The sequence below is a fragment of the Globicatella sanguinis genome, from assembly GCF_002847845.2.
Taxonomy (GTDB): domain Bacteria; phylum Bacillota; class Bacilli; order Lactobacillales; family Aerococcaceae; genus Globicatella; species Globicatella sanguinis.
In genome coordinates, this window is the sequence record NZ_CP126962.1 from 25,757 (window position 1) to 39,497 (window position 13,741).

Below are 13,741 nucleotides of genomic sequence, written 5' to 3' on the forward strand. Positions count from 1 at the left end.
CTTTTTGAAATAATGTTTTTATCCATCTTAATTCAGGCATAAACCATAGGCTTAGTGAGCTGGGACCTGTGTTAAGATGGTTTATTTATAAATATCATTAGGAGGATATATTAAATGGCAGAAATTACAGCTAAATTAGTTAAAGAATTACGTGACATGACCGGTGTCGGAATGATGGATGCTAAAAAAGCATTAGTTGCAGTTGAAGGAGATATGGATAAAGCTGTTGACTTTTTACGTGAAAAAGGATTAGCTTCAGCAGGTAAAAAAGCTGACCGTATTGCTGCAGAAGGAACTACAGCATTCTATGAAGATGGTAATACAGCTGCTTTAATCGAAGTAAACGCTGAAACAGACTTCGTAACACGTAACGATCAATTCAAAGAATTAGTTGCAACTTTAGCTGAAACAATTGCTAAAGCACAACCAGCAGACTTAGAAGCTGCTTTAGCTTTAGACGTAAACGGTGAAACTGTTGAAAACTTAATTATCAATGCAATTAACACAATTGGTGAAAAAATTTCATTACGTCGTTTTGAAATTTACACAAAAACTGATAACGATGCATTTGGTACTTATGTCCATACTGATGGTAGTATCGGTGTCTTAACATTAATCGAAGGTACAACAGATGAAGCAGTAGCAAAAGATATTGCAATGCATATTGCTGCTATGAATCCTAAATATGTAAGCCGTGAGGATGTATCTGATGAAGATTATGCTCACGAAGAAAAAATTCAAACTGAAATTGCTTTAAACGAAGGTAAACCAGCTGAAATCGTTGAAAAAATGATTAAAGGTCGTATGAACAAATACTTAGCTGAAATTAGTTTAACTGAGCAACCATTTGTTAAAGATGGCGATCAAACTGTTGGTCAATACGCTTCAGCAAAAGGCGGTAAAGTAGTTAAATTCACTCGTTTCTTAGTGGGTGAAGGTATGGAAAAACGCCAAGAAAACTTTGCTGACGAAGTAGCAGCACAAATGAAAAAATAATTAATATAACAGTTGGGGCCTGGTAAAAAGTGTACACTTTCTTGCCAAGCCTCATTGTTTAAATAAGATACTTATCGGTTGATTCAATGAATGGAATTTCGATGTTAACGGATTCAACCTTTGCTATTTATGCGGAGTGTACTTAAGATTGAAAGGGACAATGTTCAGTTTATAAACCATTCTTTTTTTAGGTATCGATGGAAGGAGAATATTAACATGACACAGGAGCCAAAATATAAACGTGTTGTATTAAAATTATCGGGCGAAGCAATCGCTGGAGAAAAAGGGTTTGGCATCAATCCCTTAGTAATTAAAGAAATGGTCGCTGAAATAAAAGACGTTTATGAATTAGGTGTTGAAATTGCTATCGTAGTCGGTGGCGGTAATATTTGGCGTGGAAACATTGGTTCGGAAATGGGCATGGATCGCGCACAAGCAGATTATATGGGGATGTTAGCCACTGTGATGAACGCATTAGCATTACAAGATGTTTTAGAAAATAATGACGTACCAACACGTGTACAAACCTCAATTGAAATGCGCCAAATTGCTGAACCTTATATTCGTCGTCGTGCAATGCGTCATTTAGAGAAAAAACGTGTCGTTATCTTTGCTGGTGGAACTGGGAATCCTTATTTCACTACTGATACAACGGCTGCTTTACGTGCAGCTGAAATTGAAGCGGATGTTATTTTAATGGCGAAAAACAATGTAGACGGTGTTTATAATGCTGATCCACGTGAAGATGCTACAGCAACTAAATATGATAATTTAACGCATTTAGAAGTGATTTCTAAAGGATTAAAAGTGATGGACTCGACAGCAAGCTCTTTAAGTATGGATAATGACATTCCATTGGTGGTCTTTAATTTAAATGAACCAGGTAATATCCGTCGTGTAGTATTAGGTGAAAACATCGGTACTACTGTCAGAGGAAAATAATTTAATCGATAAATAAATTAAGAGAAACTATTTAACGAAAATCGTTGATGATGATAGTTTCTCTTTTTATTATGGACAAAATTTTAGTATGATAGTAGAAAGTATTGGTATAAAGAAGCCGTAGGATGTCATCATATTGCGGTTGTAAGAGCAGTTATGCTGATGCATTTTATAGTGGCGTACTATCGGTTGATTACAACATTTCTTAACTAGCGTTCAAAAAAACTGATTCAGATTAAGAAATGGGTAAAAATTTAAACAAACCTATCTTTTTTCAGCTTAGTAAAATAATAAAGTTTTGCTATCATCATGACGTGATAAAAAATTTAATCGGACTTTGGTATCATGGAAATTTGACTATATTTGATGTATAATAAAAAGAGTGTTAGGAGGGGTAACGTGCAAACTTATATTGAAAATTTTTTAGCTTATTTACTAAACGAGCGCCGTTATTCTGAGAATACAATTATTTCTTATCAAAAAGACTTAAATGAACTGTATCAATTTCTCGATAGTAGCGGTTCAACCGAAGTTTCTGAAGTCAGTTATCAAGATATGCGTTATTATTTAGCTTTTCTAAATGAACAGCAATATCGTCCTGCTACTATTTCTAGAAAATTATCAAGTGCACGTTCTTTTTTTAATTATTTGGTATTAGAAGATGTATTAGAAAGTCATCCGCTCGATTTGATACATTATAGAGCTAAAGAACAGCGTTTACCGGAATTTTTTTATGAAGAAGAAATGAATAAATTGATTGAGACTGCTTATCAAATGGAAACTGATACGCGGATAAGAGATGCTGCCATTATTGAATTACTCTATAGTTCAGGATTACGGGTAAGTGAGTTATGCGATTTAAAAGTATCTCAAGTTAATGTCGCTGTACAGTTAGTTCGGGTCATCGGAAAAGGGAATAAAGAACGAATAGTCCCCTTAGGTGATAAGGCGTTAAAGGCGATTAAAGAATACCAAGCAACCTGGCGCCAAGAACATCATCATGATCCGAGCGTTCATCAATTATTTATTAATGAAAAAGGTCAACCATTAAAGCCAGATCACATTAGGAAGATTTTAAGTGAGATTAATCAAGCCGCTGGTTTAAATGCGGCGATATATCCTCATAAAATTAGACATACTTTTGCTACACATTTATTGAATAATGGAGCAGATTTAAGAAGTGTTCAGGAAATGTTAGGCCATGAAAATTTAAGAACAACCCAAATATATACTCATTTAAGTACGGATAAGATGAGACAAGCCTATTTAAACGCTCATCCAAGAGCCAGAAGAAAGACAAAGGAGAATGAATAAATGACAACAATTTGTGCAGTTAAAAAGAATAATCAATTAGCAATGGCTGGTGATGGCCAAGTTACGATGGGTGAAAAAGTCATTATGAAATCATCGGCTCGTAAATTACGCCGTATCTATCATAATGAGGTGGTAATTGGGTTCGCCGGAGGCGTTGCGGATGCGATTACTCTGTCTGAAATGTTTGAAGAAAAACTAGAAGCACATCAAGGACAATTGACTAGAGCAGCAGTAGAAGTCGCTAAACAATGGCGAACAGATCGTGGTTTACAAAAGTTAGAAGCATTACTCATTGTTATGAATAAAGAAACCATGCTATTGGTCAGTGGAACTGGAGAAGTTATCGAACCGGATGATGGCGTGTTAACGATTGGTTCAGGTGGTAATTTTGCATTAGCTGCAGCGCGAGCCTTAGTAAGACACGACAATGATTTATCAGCGAAAGAAATTGCTTATGAAGCATTAAAAATTGCTGGGGAAATTGATATCTTTACTAATGATCAAATTATTGTAGAAGAAGCATAGAAGAGGTGGCTATATGAAAGATTTAACTCCAAAAGAAGTAGTAAATGAATTAGATAAATATATTATCGGACAAGATGAAGCTAAAAGAGCGGTAGCAGTCGCGCTACGAAATCGTGTACGTCGTTTAAAATTAGATGATGAGATGAAACATGAAGTAAAACCTAAAAATTTATTAATGATCGGCCCAACCGGTGTGGGTAAAACAGAAATTGCTCGTCGATTAGCAACCATTACTCAAGCGCCATTTATTAAAGTGGAAGCGACTAAATATACTGAAGTAGGTTATGTCGGACGCGATGTTGAATCAATGGTGCGTGATTTAGTAGAAAATAGTATTCGCCTTGTAAAAGCACAGGAACACGAAGCGGTTCACGACAAAGCCGAAGCCAAAGCGATTGAAAGAATTGCGAAAGCATTAAGACCAGGTCAAAAAGTAGAAAAAAAGGCCAATAATACGACACCAAATTTAGGCATGTTTGGGGAGATGTTTAAAGCAATGCAACCCCCCCAAACGGATGAAGAACCGGAAGAAATTGTAAGTGATGAAGTAGCCAGTTCACGTCGTCAAATTAGACAACAAATCCGTGATGGTTTATTAGATAATCATGAAGTCACCATCAAACTTGAAGAAAAGAAAATGCAATTAACAAGCTTAAATCCTGCCATGGAACAAATGATGGATATGCAAGAAAGTTTAAATGCCTTAAAACCTAAAAAGAAAATTGAACGCACTGTTACAGTAAAAGAAGCGGTAGCCTTATTAACGGAGGAAGAAGCAGATCGCTTAGTTAACTTGGATGATATTCAACAAAAAGCATTAAAATTAGCAGAAGAAAACGGGATTATTTTTATTGATGAGATGGATAAAATTGCCACCAAAAATCAAAATTCCGGTGAAGTCAGCCGACAAGGAGTTCAAAGGGATATTTTGCCAATCGTTGAAGGGAGTCAAGTTCAAACCAAATATGGCATCATTAATACCGACCATATTTTATTTGTTGGAAGTGGGGCTTTTCATGTATCAAAACCATCTGATTTAATTCCAGAACTACAAGGTCGTTTCCCAATTCGTGTTAATTTACATGATTTAACTAAAGAAGACTTTATCAGAATTTTAAGTGAACCTAAAAATGCTCTAATTAAACAATATGAAGCTTTAATTGCTACTGAAGGAGTAAATATTTCTTTCGATGAAGGAGCAATTAATAAAATGGCAGAATATGCCGTCTTATTAAATCAAAATACCGATAATATTGGTGCAAGACGTCTACATACTATTTTAGAAACAGTATTAGAGGAATTATTATTCGAATCGGCTGATATGCAAATGGGTGAAATATTAATTAATGAAAAATATGTTACTCAAAAATTAGAAAAAATAGTTGAAAATCGCGATTTAAGCCATTATATTTTATAGTAGAACAAATGGAGTGTGAGAAGATGATTATTTTAAAGAATGACCGTTTAACTGTAAAAATTAGTGAATTAGGTGCTGAATTGCGTTCGGTCATTGATAATGAGTCAAACTATGAATTTATGTGGCAAGGCGACAAGCGTTATTGGAATGGGACCGCACCGGTTTTATTTCCGATTGTAGGTGAATTAAAAAACAATCAATATCAATATCAAGGCAAGACTTACGAATTATCTCGTCATGGTTTTGCTCGTAGAATGACCTTTCAAACGCAAGCTGTTACAGATAATTCAGCAACATTCTATTTAAAAAGTAATGACGAAACATTAAAAGTTTATCCGTTTGAATTTAGTTTTCAAATTACTTATATTTTATTTGAAGACAAAGTATCGGTTAGCTATGAAGTCCTCAATCCAGCTACTGACCAAGTGCTATATTATAGTGTAGGAGGGCATCCGGCATTTAATGTTAGCCATCACCGTCCAAAAACGGGTCAACCCGAGTTTATCGACGTCAGTTATACATTCGAACCGGCTGGTAGCTATTTAAATATACCATTAGTTAATGGTTCAGCTGATTTAGATAAGGCAAAATATATTAATGTTAATAACAATCCCATTTTACATAAAACATTTAAGCGCGATGCCCAAATCTTTTTATTAGCTAAAGATACTAAAGTTGTTTTGAATGATCCAAATAACGAAGTCAAAATCACCATGAATCCTAATCAACTAAATTTAGTGGGCATTTGGTCTTCTTATCCTAAAAAAGGTGGTTTTGTCTGTATCGAACCTTGGGCTGGTTTAGCAGATACAACCAATAGTACGGGAGAATTGACTGATAAATATGCAATTAATAAATTAAATCCTAGCAGTATCAAAACGCATGATTATACGTTAGCATTTGAAAAAGGTAATCGCTAGTTTTGCAGGTTAATCAAGGCGTTGTATAACGTTTATATGATTAATTTAAAAGAATAAGCTGAAAAACGTTAAAAATGCCGTTTGGTTCCATGTGATTATTTTTTGCGCAGTAGTTGAGGTTATCTCAAACGGCATCTTAATAACTAGTTTGACACTTATTCAATATACGGGGGTGGGCAGATGAAGTGAAAATCATCCTATTTTTCTACTTCCTGCCCACTCCCAATCTTTTTCTCTATATAGGTTCAATAGTGAGCCAATGTGAATACCACAATTAATGAGAGCACGTTTTTGCGTAAAATTATGGCGTTGTGAGCTGCATAAAAGTCAAAACTTGTAGTGGGCGTCATCGTGATATGTTTTGATCGCGTAAAAGTCAATTTTGCGTCATCGTGATAGGTTGTAATTTTGTCATATCTAAAACTTGTAATTCCGGTTATCGTGATATGTTGTAATTTATATCACACTTTAGTCTTGCAAGGAACATCAGACTTAAACGACATTATTTTCTTAGCACTAAGATAAGCCTTGGCTGTTTGCAGAAAAATAAATCTTCATCATGGAGGCTTATTTTTACAAAAATGGGTAAGGTTTTGCTTTTGTTTACCTTTTTGGCATAATTGGGTATAATAAAGTGGCAAATTGTACTAAAGGAGCGTATTATGGATTACAGATTTTTAATTTTAGACATCGACGGCACTTTATTAACCAGTACCAATCAACTAACTGAAGCGACTCGTGATAAATTAATGTTATTACAAAAGAAAGGCTATATTTTAGTTTTAGCTAGTGGTCGTCCTACAGCTTCAATGTTAAAAACGGCCAAAGATTTACATTTAGATGCGAACGAATCGTATATTATTTCATTTAATGGTGCCGTTATTACGCGTATGAGTGATGAAAAGGAACTTTATAATAAGCGTCTAGAAGTTTCAGAACAAAAAGACATCATTGAGTATTTACAGAAAAACAATTTATCGGTCATCGCTTACGATAAAGATTCGATTGTTGTTGATAAAGAACGTGAAAATTCGGATGTTGAAGCTTATTTAACAAAGTTACCAATGCGTTATGATGCGGAATATATTGCTAATATTGACACACCACAATTAAAATTTATCGGTGTAGGTAAACCAGAAGATGTGGCGCGTTGTGACCAAGAATTACAAGGTAAATTTGGGCAACATACTTATGCTACTACTTCATTACCATTTTTTATTGAGTTTATGCATAAAGAAGTTAATAAAGGAACCGCGATTGAAACATTAGTAGAGCACTTAGGCTATACAACTGAAAATGTTTTAGCTTGTGGTGATGGTAATAATGATGCAGCGATGATTGAAATAGCAGGAGTAGGGGTTGCGATGGGCAATGCTACCGACTATTTGAAGTCATTAGCTGATGAAATTACTTTATCTAATGATGAAGACGGCTTAATTCCGATTATTGATAAATATTTCCCTTAATATTAACTAGCTTAAATCAATCTATTGGGAAACCTTAATGAAATTATTTTTAACAGTCAAAATAGAAACAATCCAACAAAAAGACTCTTTTTGTTTGTTTGAATAAGGCTTGACATAGCAGGCTTTAGTCAACTATAATGTAGAAGACAAAGGACATATTAATTTGTGCTTAAAGAGAGATATCGTCAGGTGAAAGATATCATTCAAATTAATGCTACCTCATGTTTTTACTAATTGAAAAATTAGCGTAAATTCTGCGTTAAAGAATAAGAAAGAGATAATGATGAATCGTTATAAGCAAGGTGGTACCGCGATAAAACGCCCTTGTATATAACGGTTCTTTTTATATTTTTAAGGAGAGAACAGCATGAAAAAATTAACAAGCAATCAAATTCGTCAAATGTATTTAGATTTCTTTGCTGAAAAAGGACATGAAATTCGTCCGAGTGTTTCATTAATCCCTGTCAATGATCCCACCTTATTATGGATTAACTCAGGTGTAGCGACACTAAAAAAATATTTTGATGGAACCGAAGTTCCTTCCAATCCACGGATTGCCAACTCACAAAAATGTATCCGTACCAATGATATTGAAAATGTGGGTTATACTGCACGTCACCATACTTTATTTGAAATGTTAGGTAATTGGTCAATTGGAGATTATTTTAAAGAAGAGGCCATTGCGATGGCATGGGAATTTTTAACTTCGGAAAAATGGTTAAATTTTGAACCAGAAAAATTATACATGACATATTATCCAGAAGATAAAGAAACCCCTGAGATTTGGAAGCAACAACCAGGTTTTATTGCGGATCATCTAGTACCGGTTGAAGAAAATTTTTGGGATATTGGAGCGGGTCCTTGTGGTCCTGATACAGAAATTTTTTATGACCGTGGTGAAGCATACAATAATCTAGCGGCTGATGACCCTGAAAATTATCCAGGTGGAGAAAATGAACGCTGGCTAGAAATTTGGAATTTAGTATTCTCTGAGTTTAACCATTTACCAGATGATACTTACCAACCATTACCAAATAAAAACGTCGATACGGGTATGGGATTAGAACGGATGGCTTCGGTTATTCAAGATGTTCCAACAAACTTTGAAACCGACTTATTCATACCAATTATTGATGCGATAGCGAAGTTAACGGATGGCATTAAATATGAAAGTGCTGGCGATAAGCAAGTAAGTTTTAAAGTGATTGCGGATCATATTCGTGCAGTAACGTTTGCTATTAGTGATGGGGCTTTACCATCCAACGAAGGTCGCGGTTATATTTTACGTCGTTTAATCCGTCGTAGCGTGATGCATGGGCGAAAATTAGGAATCACGACTAAATTCTTATCAAAATTAGTCCCAATTATCGTGGAAATAATGGGTGATTATTATCAAGAGCTAAATCAAAATATGGAATTTGTTCAAAAAGTAATCTTAAATGAAGAAGAACGTTTCCATGAAACGATTGAAGAAGGTGAAAAACACTTATTAGATATCATCGAAACAGCTCGACAAAACAACGAAACAGAAATTTCAGGACCACAAGCATTCCAATTATATGATACATTTGGTTTCCCATTAGAATTAACAGAAGAATTAGCAGCTGATAATCAATTTACAGTGGATACTGTAGGTTTTGCAGTGGAAATGGAAGCTCAACGTGAACGTGCCCGTGCAGCTCGTTCAAATGAGGAAAGTATGAGTGTACAAACAGATGTCTTCCGTAATATCGAATCTGAATTTGAATTCGTTGGCTACACACAATTATCTAGCAACGCTACGATTAAAGCCATCGTACAAGATAATGAACGCATTGATCAATTACCAAAAGAAAGTCAAGGATGGGTTATCTTCAATCGTAGTCCGTTTTACGCTGAGATGGGTGGCCAAATTGCGGATAAAGGTTATATTTTTGATGGTGAAGAAATTTTAGGTGAAGTCTTAAATGTTAAAAAAGCTCCTAATGGTCAGTTTATGCATTTAATTCAAACGAAAGCTCTACCTTTGAATGAGGAGCAATCTTATACTTTAGCTGTAGATCGTCAACATCGTATCAATACTAATAAGAATCATACCGCAACGCATTTATTACATAAAGCAATTAAAGATGTGTTAGGCAGTCATGCTAATCAAGCTGGTTCTTATGTTGGACCAGATCGTCTACGTTTTGACTTCTCTCATTTTGGTAAAGTGACGGAAGAGGAATTGGTTCTCATTGAGCAACATGTTAACCAAAACATTCAAGCGGCTATCGATGTGGACATTAGTGAGATGCCAATCGATGAGGCTAAAGCTTTAGGTGCTATGGCATTATTTGGTGAAAAATATGGTAATATTGTACGCGTCGTCAATATTGGTAATTCTTCTATTGAATTATGTGGTGGTACTCATGTATCAAATACTCAAGAAATTGGGACATTTAAATTATTATCTGAATCAGGGATTGGGGCTGGTATTCGTCGTATCGAAGCGATCACAGCAGGTGCAGCGATTCGTTATTACCAAGATCAAGAACAGTTATTAAATGATGTTCAAGAGGTATTAAAAGTATCGCAAGCGAGTCAATTACTTAACCGCATCGAACAAATTCAACAAGAATTAAAAGATGCTCACAGTAAAATAGAGTCACTTAATAGCAAATTATTACAGCAAGGCGCGGATGACATCTTTAACGATGTGTCGACCATTGGTGAATATCAAGTAATTAAAGCTAATCTAGATGGCCAAGACATGGACGCTTTAAGACAATTAGGGGATGTTTGGCGTCAAAAAGCAGTTTCAGATGTCTTAGTCTTAGTATCCAAAGTGGCTGAAGATAAAGTCAATATGATGGTCTTTGTGTCTGACGAAGCGGTTCAAAGTGGTCTTAAAGCAGGTAATTTAATTAAACCATTAGCTAAAATTGTTGGCGGTGGCGGTGGCGGACGTCCTCAAATGGCTCAAGCGGGAGGTAAACAACCCGACCAAATTCCAAACTTAATGGAACAAATCCCAACACTATTAGCCGAAGTGATTGAATCGTAAGAGGCAAATGCCAGCTCAATGAAATAGTTTATGCTCCATAAGAGACTGTAAATAGAAACTTAATGGATTAATACCATGATTAAAAGAGTAGTGAAGGATAATCGAGGATTGTGCTTGCTACTCTTTTTTTAGTCAATGGCCAAAATGAGATAATCGCTTGATTTTCGTTACGTCTGTCTAGCACACCGAACAGTTCTATTGTATTAAAATTAGTCTTTAAAACATAGGGTACTATCATCCAAGCACTGCAATGAGTATTAATGCACAATCACTTGAATGAATTAATCATTTTTTGTGCAGACTTTTAAATTGATTGAAACATAAAATCAAATAGTTAGCAATTAAGATTGAATTTATGATAAGATAGCATTGTAATAACACACAGAGTGGGAGAGAATTGCTGTTTTTTAGAGAAAAAGCCCAAAAATTTCACTCTTTTTACGATAATTCTTGTACAATTTAATTATAATTGTCAAAAATTAAAAAAATGGTGTATAATATTAACAATGAAAGGGATGGTGAAATTATGCAAACTTTAGACGAAACAATTATGTTTAAATTAGATGATTTAAATAAAAAGACTGTTCGTGAGACACTTGAGCAAGTATATGCTGCTTTAGAAGAAAAAGGGTATGACCCGATTAATCAAATCGTTGGATTCTTACTATCTGGAGACCCAGCCTATATTCCGCGTCATAATGATGCTCGAAATTTAATTCGACGTCATGAACGTGATGAGATTTTAGAGAAAGTATTGACTTATTACATTACCCATCAAGATAAAGAATTATAATGGCAAAATATAAACGAACTATGGGACTAGATGTTGGCAGTCATACTGTAGGAATTGCGGTTAGTGATTTATTGGGATGGACTGCTCAAGGTTTAGAAACTATTAGAATCGATGAAACCAGTGGCGATTTTGGTTATTCAAGAATAATGAGTCTGATTAGAGAATATGATGTCGACACCGTTGTGATTGGATTACCCAAAAATATGAACAATACTGAAGGACCACGGGTGGAAGCGAGTCGTACCTATGGCGACAGATTGAAAGATTTAATGCCAGAAATCAAGATTGAGTTTCAAGATGAACGTTTAACTACTAGCCAAGCTGAAAGAATGTTAATCGATGAGGGGAATGTTTCAAGAAAGAAACGTAAACAAGTCATTGATAAGTTGGCGGCAGTGATTATTTTGCAAAATTATTTAGATAAAAAGAGTAAATTATAAAGGAGCAATTATTTATGCCACATACACACGATCATCATGAACACGATGAAAATGAGTATATTACGATCATTGATGAAGAGGGAAATGAATCTTTATACGAGATTTTATTTACTTTTGATTCTGATGACTACGGTAAAAGTTATGTATTAGTTTATCCTGCAGGGGCATCAGACGATGAAGATATTGAATTACAAGCATTTTCATATGTTGAGCAAGAAGATGGCACTTCTGGTGCATTAGGTCCAATTGAAACGGATGCTGAATGGGATATGGTTGAGGAAGTCTTAAATACATTCTTAGCCGAAGAAGATGAGTAATAATTCTTAATAACTTTAGTGCAATCATTGAATTTATAAATAGTTAATCAAAGTTATTTTTAATCAACTATGATGGAGTAGAGTCTAATCCAATTTTTATCACTAAAATTGGGTTCTCTGCTCTTTTTAGCATTTATATCAATATATAACATCAATTTGTAACTATTTATTAATAGCTATCATTTTCAAAATTTGATATAATTTTAAAAAAGCCTTGTAGGAGGTACTAAGTGGGTAAGATAGATTGGAAAAAATTGAGAGAAGAAGCTAAAAAACGTGAAACTCTTAGTTTAAAAGAAGAAAAATGGACAAATCGAATTGTAAAATTCATCATATTAGGGATTACAATCGCCTTACTCTTAACGATGGGGGGTTTTTATTGGTATTATTCTCAATCATTAAAACCAGTAAACCCTGATAATAGTGAAAAGGTAGAAGTGACAGTCCCTATCGGCAGTTCAAGTTCAGATATTGCTAATATATTAAAAGAAAATAACTTAATTAAAAATGCTGAGATTTTTAGATTTTATGTGAGATCAAAAAACCTATCTGACTTACAAGCTGGAACTTATGAATTTAGTCAAACAATGGATGCTGATCAAATCATCGAGCAAATAAAAGCGGGTGGTAAACCAATTTTTGTGGATGCGGACAAAAAGATTACGATCATAGAAGGTATGCAAGTTAAAGACATCGCAAAATTAGTATCTGAAAATACTTCCATCACGGAAGAAGATTTTCTAAAAACAGTCAATGATGAAACCTTTATCGATAGTTTAATCACCAAATTCCCTTCATTGATGGAAGGGATTAAGGACCATGAAGGGGTGCGCTTTATTTTAGAAGGGTATTTATATCCAGCTACGTATGATTATATAGCCGGTATGAGTGCCGATGAATTAATTACTAAAATGGTTGAAACGGCGAATTTACGTTTTCAAGAAGTACGTGAACAAGTGGACGTTCATTGGATGACCTATCATCAAATTTTAACGCTAGCTTCGATTGTTGAACGTGAAGGCGTAACGGATGAAGATCGGGCGATGATTGCCGGGGTATTCTTTAACCGTTTGGAAGCAGGGATGCCGATTCAAAGTGATATTACCGTACTCTATGCCTTAGATACGCATAAAGAATTTGTAACGATTGAGGATACGCAGGTAGATTCACCTTATAATCTTTACATGTATAATGGATTGACCCCAGGGCCTATTAATTCACCAAGTATGTCAGCGATACAAGCAGTGCTCAATCCAACATGGAATGATTATTATTACTTTGTGGCGGATTTAGATACTGGTGATATTTATTATTCTGCCACTATTGAAGAGCATGATGCCTTGGTTGAAGAATATGTGAATAAGCGTCAAGAATCGATAGAACGGGCTCAAAGTGAGAATGAAAATGAATCAGAATCACCAGAAACTACTACATTATCACCTGAAAATGAAGAAACTATGCCAGAAGTAGTTGACGAATCATCAGAATAATGGTTTAATGTTAGTGTTATAAGCAAATACGGTTAAAATTTAGTTATATTTTAACTTGAAGGTTGGTCGAGAAATCTCGCCAACCTTCCTTTATAT

12 protein-coding genes are annotated in these 13,741 nt (G+C 34.8%); all 12 read left to right on the forward strand.

Features of this window, described 5'->3' with window-relative positions:
* Positions 1 to 114: 114 nt before the first annotated feature.
* Entirely contained in the window at positions 115 to 996 is an 882-nt protein-coding gene (gene tsf / locus CYJ72_RS00115) for a translation elongation factor Ts (protein ID WP_101813376.1), read from the forward strand.
* A 216-nt stretch (positions 997 to 1,212) separates the two neighbouring features.
* Positions 1,213 to 1,938 carry a UMP kinase gene (gene pyrH, locus CYJ72_RS00120; protein ID WP_066123982.1) on the forward strand — a complete coding sequence of 242 codons (726 nt, stop codon included), beginning with the start codon at positions 1,213 to 1,215 and terminating at the stop codon, positions 1,936 to 1,938.
* A gap of 399 nt (positions 1,939 to 2,337) precedes the next feature.
* Positions 2,338 to 3,252: a tyrosine recombinase XerC gene (gene xerC / locus CYJ72_RS00125; RefSeq protein WP_101813375.1), complete on the forward strand. Its 915-nt coding sequence runs from the start codon at positions 2,338 to 2,340 to the stop codon at positions 3,250 to 3,252.
* Positions 3,253 to 3,777: an HslVU peptidase proteolytic subunit gene (gene hslV / locus CYJ72_RS00130; protein ID WP_066123976.1), complete on the forward strand. Its 525-nt coding sequence runs from the start codon at positions 3,253 to 3,255 to the stop codon at positions 3,775 to 3,777.
* 13 nt (positions 3,778 to 3,790) lie between these two features.
* A complete protein-coding gene (gene hslU / locus CYJ72_RS00135) occupies positions 3,791 to 5,194 on the forward strand; it encodes an ATP-dependent protease ATPase subunit HslU (RefSeq protein ID WP_284629986.1) in 1,404 nt (467 codons plus the stop codon).
* A 23-nt stretch (positions 5,195 to 5,217) separates the two neighbouring features.
* Complete coding sequence (locus tag CYJ72_RS00140) at positions 5,218 to 6,114, forward strand: aldose 1-epimerase family protein (RefSeq protein WP_284629987.1); 897 nt, start codon at positions 5,218 to 5,220, stop codon at positions 6,112 to 6,114.
* Between the two features lie 662 nt (positions 6,115 to 6,776).
* Positions 6,777 to 7,580: a Cof-type HAD-IIB family hydrolase gene (locus tag CYJ72_RS00145; protein WP_284629988.1), complete on the forward strand. Its 804-nt coding sequence runs from the start codon at positions 6,777 to 6,779 to the stop codon at positions 7,578 to 7,580.
* A 367-nt stretch (positions 7,581 to 7,947) separates the two neighbouring features.
* A complete protein-coding gene (gene alaS, locus CYJ72_RS00150; protein ID WP_284629990.1) occupies positions 7,948 to 10,605 on the forward strand; it encodes an alanine--tRNA ligase in 2,658 nt (885 codons plus the stop codon).
* Between the two features lie 526 nt (positions 10,606 to 11,131).
* Positions 11,132 to 11,398, forward strand: coding sequence for an IreB family regulatory phosphoprotein (locus CYJ72_RS00155; RefSeq protein WP_066123963.1), 267 nt, complete (start codon positions 11,132 to 11,134; stop codon positions 11,396 to 11,398).
* Complete coding sequence (gene ruvX / locus CYJ72_RS00160; RefSeq protein WP_066123961.1) at positions 11,398 to 11,838, forward strand: Holliday junction resolvase RuvX; 441 nt, start codon at positions 11,398 to 11,400, stop codon at positions 11,836 to 11,838. Before CYJ72_RS00155 ends, ruvX begins: the two co-directional genes overlap by 1 nt.
* 14 nt (positions 11,839 to 11,852) lie before the next feature.
* Positions 11,853 to 12,155, forward strand: a complete 303-nt coding sequence (locus tag CYJ72_RS00165) for a DUF1292 domain-containing protein (protein ID WP_066123959.1) — start codon at positions 11,853 to 11,855, stop codon at positions 12,153 to 12,155.
* A gap of 230 nt (positions 12,156 to 12,385) precedes the next feature.
* Positions 12,386 to 13,645: an endolytic transglycosylase MltG gene (mltG, locus tag CYJ72_RS00170; protein ID WP_284629995.1), complete on the forward strand. Its 1,260-nt coding sequence runs from the start codon at positions 12,386 to 12,388 to the stop codon at positions 13,643 to 13,645.
* Positions 13,646 to 13,741 lie beyond the last annotated feature (96 nt).